Source organism: Synechocystis sp. PCC 6803 substr. PCC-P, assembly GCF_000284455.1.
In the GTDB taxonomy this organism is placed as follows: domain Bacteria; phylum Cyanobacteriota; class Cyanobacteriia; order Cyanobacteriales; family Microcystaceae; genus Synechocystis.
In genome coordinates this window covers 3,471,217-3,488,688 of sequence record NC_017039.1, presented here as the reverse complement: position 1 = coordinate 3,488,688, position 17,472 = coordinate 3,471,217, and the positions used below count along the sequence as shown (strand labels likewise).

Genomic DNA, 17,472 nt, shown 5'->3' with positions numbered 1-17,472 from the left:
TCACGTATTAGTTCGGCAGGATAGGGGTTATGAAAATTACGGAGATAGTGGCCCTGGTGGTTACAGTAGCGATCGCCACCATTGTCATTTTTGGGTTACAGCCATGGTTGCTAGGGGGAAGTGGACTGCCTTTGAGTTTATCCCGGGGTAACTTGGATAAATGGGCCGCAGAGATTTTATTCCCCACCCTTTACGTGGTTTATGTATTGGGAGCGCTGTTACTCCTATTCTGGATTGCTAAAGCCCTCAGCAGTGGCTTCACCAAGGCCCAGGACGTGCTCAGCACCGGCGGTCTTTGGTGGATTTTTGCCATTGTCCTCGGTGTAGTGACCATGTTGGCTCTAGTGGGTCTGAGTTTCCTTAACGGCTGGTTTGATGACAGCCGTAACCTAGAACCATTTTTCTGGCTACTGGGCTTCATCATTGTCGATGTCTTGTTAATTTTCTGGCTGCCCACGGCCCTAGCCACTCCCAAATCCATGCGCTACGTGCCACCGGGGTCAATGTTATTACGCAAAATTTATGGAGGTTAGAGGTTAAGCCATGCAAAAAATTTATGCCATCGGTGTGGGGGGCAGTGGAGCTAAATGCGTGGAAGCGGCCATTTTTCTCCATTCCCTGGGGCTGTACGGCGACAACTCCGAACTAAGAATTTTATTGGTCGATGCAGATACCTCTAACGGCAACTCTCAAAGAACTGGGGTCAACTTCCGTACCACCGACGATGCCCAAAAAGCTTTTGGCCAAGGGAAAAGCCCCTTAATGAGTGGACAATTTTTCCACTACGGCACCTGGAATCCCCTGGGGGACCAAGTTCATAACAACAACTTAGCAGGGGTTTTTAACAAACAAGCTTTGCGGGCCAGTGCTCCTCCCTTAGCAAAATTATTTGATGCCCTTTACAGTCCAGCGGAACAAACTGCCGATCTAGGAGTGGGGTTTCGGGGCCGGCCTCCCATCGGTTCAGCGGTGATGAGTCGTTTAGAACTGGATAGTCTCCAGCAAACCCAGGCTGGGGGATGGCAACAGCTATTTAATAATCTAACCACGGATTTAGGGGTAGGTCGGGGCAATGATGTGGTGGTGCATTTCTTTGGCAGTATCTTTGGGGGAACAGGAGCTTCCGGGGTTCCTACCCTGGCTAAACTAATTAGTAATCAGTTAAAACAGGACAATCTTCGAGTTCGTATTCACGCATCTTTGTTGTTACCGTACTTTGCCTTTGAACGTCCTGACGACGGCGATCAAACGGTGTTTGCCGAAACTCGCTTTTTTGCCCTCAATACCCAAGCGGCATTGCAATACTTAACGGAGCAGTCCCAAGGCTGTTTTGATAGTGTGTACTTGATTGGGGACAATGCCCAAACTAGGTATGATTCCCACACTGGGGGCAAAAATCAGGAAAATGGGGCCCATTTTGTCGAACTGTACGCCGCCCTGGCCGCTAACCATGGTTTCGATCAACCCATGGGGGAAACGGTGGCCCACTACATCAGTCGGGGGGATATCAATAGTCTGATTTGGACGGACTTGCCGGATGACGAAATCGCTAAATTAGCCCTCAGTAAGGGAGTGCGCTTTGCCTACGCTTGGTTCTATAACTTTTCCTTGGAGTTGGAAGCGGCCCGGAAGTTGGGAGGTAAAAAGTTTGCGAAGGGTGCTCCTTGGTTCCAACACTTTTTTGCTCTTAGGGCAGGGGAAGAGGATAAACCCCTGGTGGACAATGCCCAGGAAGTGGCCAAAAATGATCTACTCACAGCCTGGGCCAAGAAGTTTTTGCAATGGGCCCAACAGGTTTCCTCTGCCCATGTCAATGGCGAGCAACTTTTTCAGCTCAAACATTTGGACGATCTGAAACAAAACCCCGGTTATCGTGAACATCTCCACCAATTAATTATTGATAAGGAGAAAAGTCAAGCGGCGCAAAGTGGCGATCGCCTGGACACAATCAAGAACCGTTTAGCAGATGAGGGCAAAAGTTATGATAAAGGCGTTTTTGGCTTAGCCCATGCCCTGTTTGATTTACTTTAGTCCGCTTTACGTTCATTTAACTGTGAATCAGCTTTTTGACCTAGGCTAATTGCACCCTATTTTTCCCTTCCCCCAGCTTTATTTTTAATTGCCTGACTAACCATGACTAACCAACCCCTACTTCCCAAAACTAATCAAGATTTTGCTGGTGGCGCTGCTCCAGGGGAATGGATCGCCGAGGGAGTGGGATTGTTTAACCGCTTGGGTAATAGTTTGGAGTTTGAAGCAGGAGCCTACCGGGAAGTAAATTCTATCCCTAGTCCTTGGTCTCGGCCGTTGCAATTAATTTCGGCTTTTCGCAACCGACAATACCCCAGTCGGGATTGGTTAATTGAGCAATATCGAGGTTTATTAACGGCTTTAGCCCTGGCGGAAAATTTAAATCTTAAGATCACTGCCACCCAGGTGCGGCTCAAGGATTATCAAGATAAGGAATTTGCCCGCTGTCTTTGGAAATTGCGCCCCAACGATAAAGATAATGTGTTGGCCATGGTTCCCCCCGATGGTCCCTGGGCGGAGTTGTATTTGTTTGAACTGGACGGCGTGGCGATCGGTATGACTAGTCCGGCCACCATTGTTTGCCCCACGGGTTATTTTCCTGAGCATTTAAGTCGCCGTATTGCGTGGATAAAAAATGGCTTTTTCACTAATCCCATTGGCAATGGTTTGGCTCCCAATCAAAAGGAGGTGTTGTTGCCTTGGTTGGAAAATTTGAAGGGTAATTTGATGCGTAATCCCCAAAATGAGGATTTGGCGGGACGGGTTTCGGGGATGATTGACGACTATATCCAAGATTTGGGGGTCACCACCAGTAATGTCTTTCAACCTACTACAAAAAATTTACCGTTTGGTATTCCTTTAGCTCCACCTCCGTTGAATGCTTTATATCCAGCGGAGGCGGTACAAAATCCTTCCAATGTGAGGGTAATTGCTTCAGCCAGTCGCAATCCCAGTAAGCAACTTTATATTCTTGATCCAGTACAACTACCAGGACTGTTAGGTAAACAACCCCAGGAAATTAATGTTATTGACGCGTCCCCTCTGCTCAATTTTGATCCTAATCTTCACCGGCGTTCCGATGCCATTTTTGCTACCCCGGCGGATATTTTCCAAGATAATCTTTATTTCCACAAAACAAAGGGTTTGTTACCGGGCACTTGGTTAGACCAAAAGCTAAATCTGGATAATCTGACCATTCTGTTACCCTTTAAGCCCTTTCTGCGGGAATATTTCAGCAGTGAAGATTTGGAAAAACAGGTGGAGTTAGCCCCGGTTTCCACTCCTGAAGGCCCGGGGGTACGGATTTCGCTGACGGTGCAAATATCAGGATTTGAGCGGCCTGTGGCCTATACAATGTCCCAGGAATATCCCCTCAAGGCGGAAAATGAAATTAAGCAGGATTTTCCCACCTTGGCGCTTTGGCCCAATGTGCCTCCCAGTTTATGGAAAGAATATTTCTTGCTAGTGGAAACCACGGAAGAGTATGGTGAGTTAGCTTTTCGGGTGGATCAGCCCACTCCCAATGCCCAAGCGGAAAATCGACGATCGGGTCAGGAAAGTTATCAGTACTGGAAATGTGATGCCTACCCCGATGTCCTCCTGGCGATTGATAAAAATGCCCAGCCGCTTGGTCTTATTCCTCTGCGGATACCCAAAGCCCAGGGCGGAAATGCCACCACTTGGACGGTGGGATTAGATTTCGGCACGTCATTTACCAATGTTTACGTGCGGAAAGGCTCTAGCGGTACTCCAGAAAGGTTGCAACTCCAAACTAATTTGCTGAAAATCACCCACAGTTTGGAAGATATTCAAACAGTAATTTATCGAGAATTTTTCATTCCTGATCTGCTTTTACCGGAAGGTAATAATCCTCCCATGCTAGCAATGCTAACCACCAGGGGATGGCAAGAAATAGATGGAGATATTCCAGAGCTTGTGGTAGATGGTCGAATATATTTTCCTCGGCTCGATAAATATGAACTCAATAAAGAGTTTATTAAAACAAACATTAAATGGGAAAAAGTACAGCATCAGCGTCCATTTTTATCACAACTGGCACGCATGATTGCTGCCCAAGCGGCATGGCAAGAAGTTCGAGAAGTAAAATGGTCCATTTCTTATCCATCTGCTTTTTCCACGATGGATCTCAATCGTTACCAGATTACTTGGAAGCGTGTACTAGACCAGTTGAATTTAGTCAGTGGACAAAATCACATCGTAGATGACAGAGGACTAAGAACTGAAAGCGTTGCTTTTGCACAATTTTTTGCCGATATTCTCAAAAAGAATCTCATTAACACAACTTGTATTGATATTGGAGGCGGCACATCAGATATTTCAATTTGGCAAGATAACAATTTAATACATCAAGTTTCGGTGCCATTTGCTGGAAGAAATATCTTTCACCGCATTTTAGAAAGTAATCTTAATTTTACTGATGAAATTTTTGGTTTGCCGCCAGAAGCTGCTCGTAATGTTGCGAAAGTATTAAGTGGTAATAACTTTGATTCTGCCCTTGATACTTATATGAGAAGTAATGCAGAAAGAATTTTATCGGAAGGTTATGCTATCAACTGCGACAAGCGGAGAAATCGTGAATTCAGAACGCTAATTAGTTTTGCTGTCGGAGGTCTATTTCACTATGTTGGACTAATCCAAAGAATACTACACGTACAAAATAAGCATTTCACGGATGGAATAGCAACTACTTTTCTCTTTGGTGGCAATGGTTCTCGATTTCTACATTGGCTAACTCCAACAGGTGAATTTTCAGAATCATCGGAAGTAAATATTCTTTTTCAGGGACTTTTAACAAAAGCATCTGGGCTATCATACAATCCAGAGGTTTCTACGCTATCTGAATATCCCAAAGAAGAAGTGTGTGGAGGGTTAGTTGTTCCAGAAGATGGAGAAAAGCTTCAGGGCATTGCAACTAACCAGAAAACTTATCCTTTTCTAGGGGAGTCTTGCACAATCAATGGTAAGGATTATGGATCTGAAGATTTATTACAAACTGATGATGAGTGGGAAGAAATAAATCAGTTTGAAATTGCGTCTTTTTCCCAATTAGAAAATTATATTAAAAATTTTAATCAGACAGTCAAAGAATTAGGAATAAATGAAGTTGATATATTGAGAAATTTTGATGGATCTGGACTTTATCAGTTGAGCAATGACGATCAAGTAATTTTGAAATCTCGTATTAAGAAAGCTTGTCTTCGGAAACATGGCCCAGTATCTGAATTTGAAGCAGAGCCAACTTTTTTAATCGTACTTAAATGTTTTATTGATTTAATTGCAGATAAGTGGTCTAAATCTTAAATATAATTGATAGTCTCATAGAATTTAAATTAGGTAAAAAATCAAACTCATGGAATTTTTTAAACTTATATCAGAACAGTCGTGGATATCAATCTCCATTACCGCTTCAATACTTGCCTTCATATTTTCAATGGTTAGTATTGCTATTAGTATTTTAAATAACAAAAAAATGCGTGGATTTTCATCAGACTTCAGAAAAGTCAAAAAAATCAGTGAAACCGTAGAAACACAAGGAAAAAAAATACTTTTGAATACTTCCGATATCAATCAAGTGCAACAACAACTAAATGTATTAAGTAATCAAATTCAAAAATATAAAGAAAAAAATATTACTTTACACACAAAGGTAGCCGACCTGAGCAGTCAGTTAAATTATTTAAATTCAGTCAATCGATACCACGACAATCGGCCAAAAAGCTTTAATGTAAATGAACTTCAAGTAGGGGAAATAGAGCAACAAAAAGAACAAATTGATCAAGTAAAAATTATTCTTGAGCAGTACGCACAACTAAATGTCGATTATTTCAATCATCCTAACTTTATTCCTGTTGAGCTAACAGAAGAATCTAAAGACAATAGACGAGCTATTGATGGGGAACCAATTATAGAGTTTAAGTCAATTTCAGATAAAGCCAATGCTATTTACCTTATTTTTCAATTCAATAATCAGTTCTACTTAATTCCCAATGCTACCATGCCGAAAATATCAAGATTAATTAAACTAAATAATGATAGTAGAATATTTGAAATGAATGCCGTATCAGATAGATTTGAACTCAAGTTTCCTGCTCATTTAGAGTTAATTAAAGAAAATCATTGGAAGCTAACTTCAAAAGGGAGTTTTGGCGACAAATAAATGAATTTATGAATAGACTGAGAAATTTTGCAATTGTTTTTATTGTTGTAATAATTCGGAGCATTAGTCCAGTTTATGCTCAGCAAAATAATCCTTGTCCAGCAATGAGGGATTATCAGATGTCATTTTCTGATTTTAATTTGGACGTTTACGATATTCCCAATATTAATGGTGAAATTATTGCCGAAATTCCCGCTGGCAGAAGATTTGCTTTGTCTGACATCTATGCCAAATTTTATGACGGTTTTTGCTGGTATAAAATTGTCACTTTTTCTGTAGATGAAAGGGGCTGGATTGGTTTACGAACAAAGGAAAGTCAAGTTAATAATACCCCTTACTATCCAGACGAGTCGACCAGTCCAACCATTGCGCCGACGCCAACCCCCACAGTAAATTCGGGTAGGGCAGAAACCACCACTGAAATTGGTGTTCAGAAAAGCCAAGACTTGATAATTCTGATTTATTTGTTTATTGCTGGCACCATAGGTTTGAGTATCGTCGTCGGCAAGTTGGCAGTTGACTTGTTGAATGCTTTTTCAACTAAGCCTAGTAAAAATAAATCTCTCCAACAAATGGGAAGCAAAACTTTAAAAAAAATTACCGCTTCTAGGCTTACTAGGGGTGCAAAACGCAAAGTTATTAATGTTACCCAAACTGATATTGTTTTACCAGGTGAAAATCAACCGAATACACCAGATTCGATTATCGAGGCAGATGTTTATAATTATTTTTTAGAAAATAATTGTATCGATGCCAAAGGCCATGCAATAAGCAATGAAGAACAAGCTATAGATGCCTTAGTAGAAGTAGAAAATACCGAAAAATCAACCCAATCTTTTGGCCTCAGCTTAGAATATTGCATCACTAATTTTAACCAGGGCAATAAGAATTTTTTTGATGATCAATCCCAGTTCCAATACCTTAAGCCCACAGAAAGTGTTATCCATGGCAAGGCAGGCAATCTTAGTCTTGGCGATCGCCAGGAATTTGAAGAAGGAGAAAGGAGCCAAGCTTCCTATTTGGCCTTTACCATTGGGGAAGAAATTTGGTTAATTCCGAATCTAATGCTCAGCCGCTGGCAAAGACTACTGACTAACAGTTCCTTTTTTGACAGCTATGGCAATTTACAAAACCCTAACCTAGTCAAGCCCGCTAAACTTCTCCTAGTCGGCGATCGCCGTTGGCAAATAGTCGAAAAAGGCGTGTTTAATTAAAATCATTAACAGTAAGAGATAAATTAAACAACATGGCTGGCAATCAACCGGATAAATTAAATCAAGCTAAGCTGATTCAGTTGGAAAAAAATCAACTTAAGTTACAACAGGAGTTTGCGGCCCTACGATTTTTTCAAGCACAAAAAAATAATGAAGTTCAGACCCAGAGTAATGCTGACTTAATCAAAGAAATAGAAGTCCTTAAACAAAAAATCAGTCAAATTGAGACTGTAGTTAGCCGACCCACTGCCTTTCCCGCCGATGCCTATCCCCATTTAATAGTTGAACAACCCCCTCCTCTATTAGATTTACCCATCAGTAAAATTATTGACATTTATCACGAAACTCCCCAAATATTAGAAGTTTATTGTCAGCGGGTTTCTCTGTTAATTGACCAAGAAGATGTTCTAGAAAAAAATAATGTTGGTAACTTTTGGGTAATGCAACTCAAAAACCAAGGATTTTATCTATTTCCTCGTCCCGAATCCTTTAGCCATTTTAGTTCCCTGGCTAGCTTCGCCAAACTATTTAAAGCAACTAATGAAAACCCAGGGAAGAATTATCAATTTACTCTACAAGCACCGGCAAAATTGGACGTTTTAAAAATTGGTGAAAAATGGAAATTACTCAAAGCAGGCAAGATAGTTTTTGGTCAAAGTCCATTGGAATATGCTTGGCAACGGGAAATCACCACTGTGCGAACGGAATATGAAAAGTTCAATAAACTCTTAGATACTAGGGGAAGTGCGGGGTTAGATTTCACCTTAATTACCCAATATTGGCAACAATCATTAATGCATAAATATGGTGAATTAGTCACCTTAGCAATTAATACCTGTATGCCGATCGCCTATGCTATTTATAAAGGCCCCATGTTAGTGCCGTGCCAAATTTTATTGGGAGCTAATCCTTTGGTGGTGCCGGGTTGGGACCGGGGAATACCCTGGGATACGTCCATCTATTCCCAATTCCATAGCAAATTGAACAAAGATTATCTCCGTACCACCGCTGACCATCCCCTGTTACCCAATCAAATTTATCTGCGGGAAAGTAATGGCAAAACCCACCATACTTGGGCGATCGCTAAAAGTTATGAAGAGGCAACAGCAATTGTGCAAAGGCTAAATGGTCATTGGATTTCTTTAGATTAAAACCCTATTTAACTTCCGAATAACTACAAAGCTTTAAGTTTAAAATTAGCATCATTGAAGATAATCAAATTTGTTTGCAATTACAAATAATCATTGACGATAGACATAGCAGACCACTTATTGAGAATCGCCATCCCTACCATTGCTCCCAATAAATTAAGACACTGATAACGGAGGAGTAAACGCTTCAATTTTTCATTCCATCTCCTCGTTTGGCCAAAGCCCGCAGACGATCGCAGTCTAATAATTGGATCTCGGCTCCCTTGACGGCAATTAAATCTTCATTTTTTAATTGGTAGAAAGCTCTAGAAAGGGTGGCGGGAATAGTTCCTAATTGGGCGGCCAGTTGGCTTTTGGGTAAATCCAAAGTCACCCATAGAGATAATACCTCCACCGTTCCAGTGTCCACTCCCCCTAGCCGGAGCAGATAGCTAGCTAACCGTTGGGGCACATCTTTGAAGGATAATTCTTCGATTACAGCGGTTAAATGGCGCAGATGGCGAGATAGGCTGGACAACATATTCAAAGCCAGGGTGGGATGCTGGGCTAACATTTCTAAAAAAGGAGAACGTGGGAAAAAAATCATTTCTGCCTGGTCCAAAGTGGCCGCTGAAGCTGGAAAAGGAAGATTATCAAACACTGCTATTTCAGCAAAATGTTCTCCTCGATGAAAAATTCGCAAAATTTGCTCCTTTCCCCCTGGCGCAATTTTATAAATCTTGACCCGCCCGGATCGGACAATGAAAAATCCCTTCGGTTTATCCCCCTCTTTGAAAACCACATCCCCCTTGCCATAGCTTTTGACCTGGGCGATCGCCGTGATCATTTCCAGGTGATGGGAATCAATATTCTGAAACATCAGGGTTTTACTAAGCCAAAGGGCCAGATCCGGAGCAACAGTCATGGGATTTAGGAATTAAGAGCTTAATAATTTTTAATGATTTTTAATAACTTCTCGGGTTTTTGTCGTGACCATAATATTCACTAAATTTGTCAGTACTATTGACTAGGGTAACAGATGGCGTAAATTTTCTTGGCCATGGCTAATTTTAGTCAAATGAGTTTTGGGAAACCGTTGCCGTTGCCAGCATTGATGGCTCTTCCGGTTTGTGCCTATGCCCCTAGGTCTAGGGTTAGAATCCATAAATATCAGCTTCTGACTCCTAAAAACTTTAGATTTTCTCAAGGTTATTTTTGACTTAAGTCAAGGAAAAAATAAGGATAACTCATCTAAAGTAAAAGCAATTAAAACAGGAATGAATCTACCGAATCAGTGGAAATTTATTTCTAAAGAATTGTTAATTAATCGCCATTTTTTCATTCTTTGTGTATGGCAAATTCAACCTTTGATCTCCCGATCGCCACACCACCCCGGACTAAATCCTTCGGACTGCCTGCCTGGTTGGTACTGGTTTGCGTAGTTACTTTTTCTGTGCTCCTGGGGGCAGGGGCTGCTATCTATAAAAATGCTCCCCCCATTCCCGTCACGATGGTTTCTCCCCAACAGGAGATCGTTATGACCCAAGCAGAAGTGCAACGGGGCCAAGCAACTTACCTGGCCCGGGGGGGACAACATATTGGTAGTGTGTGGGGCCATGGCAGTTACCTTGCTCCCGATTGGACGGCGGATGTGTTGCACCGTTGGGGGCTGGCTACGGCCGGTGTGCTCTACGATGGCGATGCAAATTTTAGCCAAACGGATTTGGAAGCATTGCCACCAGTGGCACAGGCCCAACTCCAGGCAGAAGTGAAACAGGAGTTTAAACCTAACCGTTACGATCCAGAAACGGGGATTTTAAGCCTAACCAATGCCCAAACCCAGGGTTTAGCTCAGGTTTTTGATGATTATCAAGCTCTTTTGCTGAACGGCTCAGCTATTCACTCCATTCCGAGGGATTGGTTCCCAGAAGCTGGCGATCGCCATGACGTGACGGCCTTTTTTGCCTGGACTGCTTGGACTGCGGCGGCTAATCGCCCCAATTCTCCCCTGTCCTATACAGCCAACTGGCCCCACGATGATCTGATTGGCAACCAAGCCCCTGGTCAATTTATTGTCTGGTCCATTGTGTCGGTGATTGTCCTGATTGCGGCGATCGCCTTGTTCCTATTTGTGTATTTAACCCAAGAAGATGCGGAAGAAGTGCAGGCAGTGGCAGAACGACCAGCCCTCCGTCTAGCCACTCCGAGCCAAAGGATAACCACTCTGTTTTTTGGGGTGGCCATGGCTTTATTTGGAGTCCAGCTATTAATGGGGATGGTGACAGCCCATTACGCTGTGGAAGGGGAAGGATTTTACGGCATTCCCCTCCAGCAATATTTACCCTATGCGGCTTCCCGCACCTGGCATTTACAATTGGCAGTATTTTGGATCGCCACCTGTTGGTTAGCGGCGGGATTATATTTTGCCCCTCGCTTTGGCAAACATGAACCCAAGGGCCAGGCGATCGGCAATGGCATACTTTTAGCAGCTTTAACCCTCGTCGTCGTTGGTTCCCTCGTCGGGGCCTGGTTCGGCATCCAAGGTTACCTGGGCAACGATCAGAGTTTTTGGTTCGGTCACCAAGGCTATGAATATGTGGAATTGGGTCGGCTCTGGCAATTACTGCTCATCGGCGGCATGGTTTTCTGGCTCTGGCTAATGTTCCGAGCCCTGCGACCAGCCCTGAAAGCGGAGGGGAACAAAACCGGCCTAAATCACTTTTTCCTCTACAGTGCCATCACCATTCCCCTGTTCTATGCATCCGGGTTAATGTACACCAATCACACCCCCATCAGTGTGGCGGAATATTGGCGTTGGTGGGTAGTCCATCTCTGGGTGGAAGGCTTTTTTGAAGTGTTTGCCACGGTGGCGATCGCCTATCTATGTAGTGAATTAGGTTTCTTGAAACGCTCTGCGGCCCTGCGCGCAACCTATTTGACCACCATTTTGTACCTGGGTAGCGGGGTGATTGGTACTCTCCATCATCTCTATTTTGCTGGGACTCCGGTATTTATCGCCGCCATGGGAGCGGTGGCTTCCGCTCTGGAAGTGGTTCCTTTGACCCTAATTGGTTTTGAAGTGGTCAAATCCCTCAAACTCTCCCAGGAAGCCCAAGGTTTTTACCGTATGCCGCTGAAATTTTTCATTGCCACCTGTGTCTGGAACCTAGTGGGGGCAGGGGTTTTTGGTTTCCTGATCAATCCCCCCATTGTCCTCTACTATTCCCAGGGCATTAACACCACCCCCATCCATGCCCATTCTGCCCTCTTCGGCGTTTACGGTTCCCTGGCGATCGCCTTGATGCTGTTTGCCCTGCGGGAAATTACCCCCGACCAATTCTGGAATGAAAAGAAATTTAACTTTGCTTTCTGGTGGATCAATGGCGGCTTAGTAACCATGCTAGTCACGGGGCTGATTCCCAATGGCTTCTATCAACTGATGCAATCCATTAACCATGGCACTTGGTACGCCCGCAGTGCGGAGGTAATTGGTTCCAGTTGGATGCAGGGCACTGTTTGGTTGCGGATTCCCGGCGACTTGATCTTTGCTGTGGGGGCAATAGTGTTACTCTATGGCGTTGGCCAGGCCATCTGGGGCATTTTTCAACAACCCACCCAACCCCAACCGTTGGATGAAGTACAGGTGGAAACGCCTGCGACTTAATTGCTCTCCAATCCTAAAAATTGTTTAAAAAGTCCCCTGGCTCACCAAGTTGGGGGACAATTAACTCAAAATTTCCCAGTATTGCGACAGCTTTTGGGAAAAAAATTAGGTTAATAATTGCCAATATGGAAAAAAGGCGATCGCCGTGGAAATTAATTGGTCTTGGCAACGGTTTAATGATATTTCTGGGGAAGCAATGCACGAAATGCTTGCCCTACGGCAGGAAGTGTTTGTGGTAGAGCAGGGATGTTTATATCTAGACGCTGACGGGTTGGATAAACAATCATGGCACCTGTTTGGTCGCACCAATGATCAACAATTAGTGGCCTACGCACGACTGAATTTTCCCAATACCAGATACCCGGAACCATCTTTCGGTCGGGTGCTCACAAGTAAAGCAATAAGGGGAATGGGCGCTGGCAGGAAGATTGTCGCAGCCTGCATCCAGAAAAGCTTGCGGGAGTATCCAAACTTAGATCTGCAGATTTCAGCCCAGGCTCACCTTACCGAGTTTTATGCAGAATTTGGTTTTACAAAGGTTGGTGATCCCTATGATGACCACGGTATAGAACACATCAGTATGATTTTCCGTGTTCCGCCCAATGGGTGACCAATAGGACAATGCCTTTTAGTTACAATTGCTTATTACTGTTCTGGAAAAAGCCTTCCAGGAGGAGGCTTATGATGGGAACTACAAAGGCGAACTGTCCTAACACAAATATTTGTATTGCGGTAAATTAGTATTGCATAGGGCTTTTCCTGAAATTGCCTATTCCCAGGCTAAAATTCAAAGGATGAAAACAGACAAATGGTTTTACGAGTTATTTTTATCCCAGCCGGGGATGATGGCGGAGTTGGTGCCAGGCATTGAGCCGGAGTGGGAGTTTGTTTACAGTGCCCCGGTGGTGAAGGAAAAAGAGTTTCGCCTGGACGGGGTGTTTATGCCGGTGTCGGAGGATCCCCTAGTGCCCATAATTTTTGCTGAAGCCCAAATGCAGGCGGATGAGCAATTTTATGGACGTTATTTTGCGCAGCTATTCGTTTACCTTTACCAGTACAGGGTTAGCCGTGACTGGCGGGGACTAATGATTTTGCAGAGCCGGGAGCAACGATTGGGGAATGATTTGCCCTATCGGGATTTGTTGGCCCAGCGGGTGACTAGACTTTACCTAAGTGATTTGAGGACAGGGGAGGCATCAAGCCCTAATTTAGCTTTGTTGCAACTTTTGGTTGCGGACAAAAATAAAACCCTGGAACTGAGCAAGGGGTTATTAAGATCAGCACCGACTGACAATGAGTTTCAACGGCGGCTCAGTTTGATTGAGACTATACTGGCCAACAAGTTCCCTGACTTAACCAAGGAGATCATTATGCAAATGCTGGATCTGAAACAAATGGACATTACCAAGTCTCTGTTCTATCAAGAGATAATTCAGGAGGGACTTGAGGAAGGTCGCCAAAGAGGACTTGAAGAAGGTCGTCAAGAAGGTATTCAGGAGGGACTTGAGGAAGGTCGTCAGGAGGGGGAGGCTAATTTGATCGTGCGGCTGTTAACTAGGCGGCTGGGGGAATTATCTAATGAGCAGATTGGCCAAATTAGGGAGCTTGCTGTGCCTCAGTTGGAGGAGCTTGGGGAGGCATTGCTGGATTTCACCACCATGGCGGATTTGGAACAGTTTTTGGCTAATTTATATTAGGGATTGGGGAAAAAGCTAAACTTGATGACGCCGGCGGCCGTAGCTCCGGTAATAGCGATAATTAAAAGTCCAAATTTGGCGGTTTTGACTGTCTTCCAGTTTTCCCACTCTGTCGTCTAGGGAATTTAGTTTTTCTTCTACTCTGGCTTGGGAAACTTTGATGGTAGTCAGGTCAGACTCTATGCGCTCCAACCGGCTGTCAATCTTTGTCAGGATTGCTTCAAGGTCATTGTCGATGATAGTGGTCATGGGGCAACCTAAGCAAAAGAAGAATTTGACGGGACATGATCCATTGATTCCTATTTTACAAAAAAGGCTTCCGAAGGAGGGGCGGAATCGATGCCTTTCCCCCGGAAGGTGATCGCTGGAGGCGAAATCTATTTGCTGGCTCTGGGCCCGGATGAAGCGGCTGGGGCCCTAGGTTCCCGCAAAGTTTGGGCAAACCCTTCGGTGGCGTTGGGTTTGAGCACCAGACTTTTGGCTGGCTTGGGGATAACCACAGTGGTATTGACTTTTTCGGCCATGGCCAAGCTAGGACTCAAGGTAATTGCCAGACTAAGGGAAAAAATAAATAGGCGCATGGTGATACCTCCGAGCCGAAGCTAGGGATGCTCCATACGCACTCTCTCCCGGCGATCGGCTAGCAATTAATTGGTGGTAAAGGTGGCGGTAACAGGGCCAACAGGCAATTCTTTGGGCCAGGGCAAAACAAAACGGCGTTTATTGCCGGCTAGTATGTTCTCCCCAATGACCCCTTTCAGTTGTTCATCCCCACTTAAAGTGACAGTTTTTCCCTCTGAAGTCAGATTGACTGTCAAACCCCTGAGTAGTTGATGGGCAGTTCCTTGATTCTCGAAATTAAGTACTAACTTCTGGGAACCATCTTCTGTAGTTGAGGGCTCGGCACCTTCTAGAAACACTTTGGGAGAGGCATTAGGAGGGGTAACATAGATCGTGCCCACATACCTAAATAGAACCTTGATGTCAGCAACTCTACGGTCGGTCGGCATATCAACTGTTGGCTGAAGATCATCAATGGGCACTTGTTCGGCAATAATCCTATAAGGGAGTTCCTGCGCCGGAGTGGGATTGCCTACCCAAACAACCCTTACTGCCTGCACTTGATTGGGCCTGAGAATCACCTGGGGGGGATAAAGAACAAAATTTTCCTCTTCTATAGGTAGTTCCTCCACTCCATCTATAGACATCTTCCGGCCAGCAACACTAAGTTGAACGGCTACGGGCTGGGTGCCAGTGCTTTGGAGCAGGAATGAGCGGCTTGCTCCGCCCCCGACGGGGCTTAATCTCATTTCCATAGGGGATAATTGGAAAGAGGGAGAAGCGTCTACCCTTGTCGGTAGTGTCAGATTGAAAACAATACTTCCTAGCAAGCTACACGCAAGAGCAGGTAGGGCAGACATCTGACTAGAACGTTGATAAGAAATCCTCACTACAACTACCCTCCGATAAAAGTAGGCGTCCGACAACATTTCAGCTTAGCTAAACTTCGTGCGAACGCCAATTCCCTTAATTTAACTATTTATTTGTCAATGTGAAAGTAAGGGTATCTGAATAAGTACCAGCAGGCTTACTAACAACTTGCTCTTCTGCGATTGCAATTTTAACATCGCGGTCACAACCAGTAGCATCAGAACAATCTGGTATGTCAGCCGATGGAGTTTCCATATCTCCTACACCAGCAGCAAGTGTTTTATCTGACCCGTTATAGTTGATAGTGTAGATAATGGTATCGCCAGCATCCGGATGTTTAAGCACTCCCCCAGCCGCACTTGCCGTAACTCCATTAGCCGAACTCACTGACACAGTAAAACCCAAATAACTGTTAGATTTGACGTTGACATTTCCGATAGAAGTCAACGTTAATTCCCCGTTGTTAGTAAGAACAATAGCCTTCCCTTCAGTCTCTTTGGAGGGGGACCAAGTCAAAGTCTCCATCTCAGGATTATTAGCAAATACATTAGCACCTTCAGCAAAAGCGGAAGAGCCAAAACCGACTAGGGAAGTCAGAACTAAACCAGAAGCTAGAAGAACTTGATTGAATTTAGTGAACATAATTTGTCGCCTCCTTCCCGTGGCCTCGTGGGTGGTAACTCGATGTATCGCTCGTCGGTCTTGGGAAATGAATGTTGTTTTTTTCTTTACTTCTTTATTGTAGGGAAATGACAATTTGTGCGTATTGGCACTAATACTGGACTTTCACTAAATTTGAATTTTTTACTGCTCCGTAGAAATACGATTTTTTGTAACAAAAACCACACAAATCGAGAAATGTATTGTCCCTAATCACTCAATGGTTGTGACCCAGATCACAACTGTTGTGTATCTAGATCAAGATAGGGTTTTCCTGAAAAAGAAAGCTGTTTACGTCAATTCTGAATAGTTTCTTGAGAGGGTGATTGTGAAGTTGTGTTAATCAAGCTCTGGTTACTGTCCTTATTCCTCTTCGGGATGTTGACGCTTAGAATATTGACCAACGTTTAAAAGTCCATACCGTGAAACTTTATCTAGACACCAGCGTGTTGAATCGGGTTTTTGACGATCAAACCCAGGCAAGGATTGCCTTAAAGACCCAAGCTCTGAGGATGATTTTGCAACTGGTGGAAACAGAAGAGGTCGAATTTCTCAACTCGGCAGTCTTAGAGTTTGAAGCTCAGAAAAATCCCTATCCGCCAAGACAACGTTGGGTACAGCAGTGTTTAGCCCTAGCCAAAGCCTATGTGCCCATGGATGAAGAGATTGTGGCTAGGGGGCAATCCTTAGAGCAAATGGGAGTGAAATCCATTGATGCCTTGCACATGGCCAGCGCAGAAAAGGGTGGATGTGATTATTTTTTAGCCTGTGATGATCGATTGCTCCGTCGTTATCATGGAAAAGTCAAAGCCCTAAATCCAGTAAGCTTCATTTTATTATTAACAGAGGGAGAGCGATGAATCTCAAGATCCCCAAGGAACAAGATGTGGTAGAAGAAGCCTTACTAATTCTGGAACAGAAACTTCCCCCATCAAAACTGGCTCTATTGCTTTCCCGATGGCAATCAGATCAGGGAGATTATTTAAAAACGCGGGACGAACTGTTCAAATGTGAAACGGTAGAATCGTTGGCCACAGATATTTTAGAGTTTGAGGCCCGACGAGCATCTTCCCAACAAGCTGAAACATAGGCCAAAGCCTGTTGAATATCCTCCTCTTCCAACTCTGGAAATTCCTGGTAGAGTTAGTTCATGGCGGTCTGGATAGGTAGCAAGTAAATCGATTACCCTTTTCACTGTCAAACGTTGTCCCCGAATACAGGGTTGACCATTCATTTGATTGGGGTTGATGGTGATCCGTTCAAGTTTCATGGGGATAACCCGTTTCTGAGCCGACGGGATTAGGCAGATCCGCCCACCAAATTTCGCCCCGATACATTACCAGTCCTCGGAGGGCAGAGACAAAAATTGCATCCCGGCCATAATTGGATCTAGAGCAGAAGTTTCTTCGGCATAAACTTGATTCAGCCTCTGCAAAATTTCTCCCCTTCTATACTTCTCCAAGTGGGC

17 protein-coding genes are annotated in these 17,472 nt (G+C 44.1%); 11 read left to right on the top strand and 6 right to left on the bottom strand.

Annotated elements, in window-relative coordinates; translation table 11 throughout:
- Positions 1 to 29 precede the first annotated feature (29 nt).
- The 6 genes from SYNPCCP_RS16160 (at position 30) to SYNPCCP_RS16135 (ending at position 8,573) form a co-directional block, all read left to right on the top strand.
- Positions 30 to 533, top strand: a complete 504-nt coding sequence (locus SYNPCCP_RS16160; RefSeq protein ID WP_010874283.1) for a hypothetical protein — start codon at positions 30 to 32, stop codon at positions 531 to 533.
- 10 nt (positions 534 to 543) lie between these two features.
- The gene (locus SYNPCCP_RS16155; RefSeq protein ID WP_010874282.1) at positions 544 to 2,031 is read left to right on the top strand and encodes a hypothetical protein; all 1,488 of its coding nucleotides are present in this window, start codon (positions 544 to 546) and stop codon (positions 2,029 to 2,031) included.
- A 102-nt stretch (positions 2,032 to 2,133) separates the two neighbouring features.
- On the top strand, positions 2,134 to 5,352 hold the full coding sequence (locus SYNPCCP_RS16150) for a hypothetical protein (RefSeq protein WP_010874281.1): 3,219 nt from the start codon (positions 2,134 to 2,136) through the stop codon (positions 5,350 to 5,352).
- Between the two features lie 130 nt (positions 5,353 to 5,482).
- Positions 5,483 to 6,208 carry a hypothetical protein gene (locus tag SYNPCCP_RS16145; RefSeq protein ID WP_020861892.1) on the top strand — a complete coding sequence of 242 codons (726 nt, stop codon included), beginning with the start codon at positions 5,483 to 5,485 and terminating at the stop codon, positions 6,206 to 6,208.
- Between the two features lie 119 nt (positions 6,209 to 6,327).
- Positions 6,328 to 7,422, top strand: a complete 1,095-nt coding sequence (locus SYNPCCP_RS16140) for a hypothetical protein (protein ID WP_020861893.1) — start codon at positions 6,328 to 6,330, stop codon at positions 7,420 to 7,422.
- 32 nt (positions 7,423 to 7,454) lie between these two features.
- Positions 7,455 to 8,573: a hypothetical protein gene (locus SYNPCCP_RS16135; protein ID WP_010874278.1), complete on the top strand. Its 1,119-nt coding sequence runs from the start codon at positions 7,455 to 7,457 to the stop codon at positions 8,571 to 8,573.
- 187 nt (positions 8,574 to 8,760) lie between these two features.
- On the opposite strand, the gene SYNPCCP_RS16130 is transcribed toward SYNPCCP_RS16135, so the two are convergent.
- The gene (locus SYNPCCP_RS16130) at positions 8,761 to 9,477 is read right to left on the bottom strand and encodes a Crp/Fnr family transcriptional regulator (RefSeq protein ID WP_010874277.1); all 717 of its coding nucleotides are present in this window, start codon (positions 9,475 to 9,477) and stop codon (positions 8,761 to 8,763) included.
- Positions 9,478 to 9,903: 426 nt separating this feature from the next.
- Here SYNPCCP_RS16130 and SYNPCCP_RS16125 point away from each other — a divergent pair, with 426 nt between their 5' ends.
- The 3 genes from SYNPCCP_RS16125 to SYNPCCP_RS16115 all read left to right on the top strand — a co-directional run bounded on the left by SYNPCCP_RS16125 (position 9,904) and on the right by SYNPCCP_RS16115 (position 13,913).
- Positions 9,904 to 12,216 (top strand): nitric-oxide reductase large subunit, encoded by a 2,313-nt coding sequence (locus SYNPCCP_RS16125; protein ID WP_010874276.1) that lies wholly within the window; start codon positions 9,904 to 9,906, stop codon positions 12,214 to 12,216.
- A gap of 145 nt (positions 12,217 to 12,361) precedes the next feature.
- Complete coding sequence (locus SYNPCCP_RS16120) at positions 12,362 to 12,826, top strand: GNAT family N-acetyltransferase (RefSeq protein ID WP_010874275.1); 465 nt, start codon at positions 12,362 to 12,364, stop codon at positions 12,824 to 12,826.
- A gap of 184 nt (positions 12,827 to 13,010) precedes the next feature.
- Positions 13,011 to 13,913: a DUF2887 domain-containing protein gene (locus SYNPCCP_RS16115; protein WP_010874274.1), complete on the top strand. Its 903-nt coding sequence runs from the start codon at positions 13,011 to 13,013 to the stop codon at positions 13,911 to 13,913.
- A gap of 15 nt (positions 13,914 to 13,928) precedes the next feature.
- Here the strand turns inward: SYNPCCP_RS16115 and SYNPCCP_RS16110 are convergent, their stop codons facing one another.
- The 4 genes from SYNPCCP_RS16110 to SYNPCCP_RS16095 all read right to left on the bottom strand — a co-directional run bounded on the left by SYNPCCP_RS16110 (position 13,929) and on the right by SYNPCCP_RS16095 (position 15,986).
- Positions 13,929 to 14,162, bottom strand: a complete 234-nt coding sequence (locus SYNPCCP_RS16110; protein ID WP_020861896.1) for a hypothetical protein — start codon at positions 14,160 to 14,162, stop codon at positions 13,929 to 13,931.
- A gap of 128 nt (positions 14,163 to 14,290) precedes the next feature.
- Positions 14,291 to 14,494, bottom strand: coding sequence for a hypothetical protein (locus SYNPCCP_RS16105; RefSeq protein ID WP_010874273.1), 204 nt, complete (start codon positions 14,492 to 14,494; stop codon positions 14,291 to 14,293).
- Positions 14,495 to 14,560: 66 nt separating this feature from the next.
- Positions 14,561 to 15,229 (bottom strand): fimbria/pilus periplasmic chaperone, encoded by a 669-nt coding sequence (locus tag SYNPCCP_RS16100; protein ID WP_223211310.1) that lies wholly within the window; start codon positions 15,227 to 15,229, stop codon positions 14,561 to 14,563.
- Between the two features lie 220 nt (positions 15,230 to 15,449).
- Positions 15,450 to 15,986 (bottom strand): hypothetical protein, encoded by a 537-nt coding sequence (locus SYNPCCP_RS16095; RefSeq protein WP_010874271.1) that lies wholly within the window; start codon positions 15,984 to 15,986, stop codon positions 15,450 to 15,452.
- Between the two features lie 440 nt (positions 15,987 to 16,426).
- Here SYNPCCP_RS16095 and SYNPCCP_RS16090 point away from each other — a divergent pair, with 440 nt between their 5' ends.
- Together SYNPCCP_RS16090 and SYNPCCP_RS17380 are read left to right on the top strand one after the other, a co-directional pair.
- Complete coding sequence (locus SYNPCCP_RS16090) at positions 16,427 to 16,864, top strand: PIN domain-containing protein (RefSeq protein WP_010874270.1); 438 nt, start codon at positions 16,427 to 16,429, stop codon at positions 16,862 to 16,864.
- Positions 16,861 to 17,094 carry a hypothetical protein gene (locus SYNPCCP_RS17380; RefSeq protein WP_020861899.1) on the top strand — a complete coding sequence of 78 codons (234 nt, stop codon included), beginning with the start codon at positions 16,861 to 16,863 and terminating at the stop codon, positions 17,092 to 17,094. Before SYNPCCP_RS16090 ends, SYNPCCP_RS17380 begins: the two co-directional genes overlap by 4 nt.
- Here SYNPCCP_RS17380 and SYNPCCP_RS17095 read toward each other — a convergent pair.
- Positions 17,047 to 17,238, bottom strand: a complete 192-nt coding sequence (locus SYNPCCP_RS17095) for a DUF433 domain-containing protein (RefSeq protein WP_230401116.1) — start codon at positions 17,236 to 17,238, stop codon at positions 17,047 to 17,049. The two genes, SYNPCCP_RS17380 and SYNPCCP_RS17095, sit on opposite strands and share 48 nt — an antisense overlap.
- Positions 17,239 to 17,472: the final 234 nt, after the last annotated feature.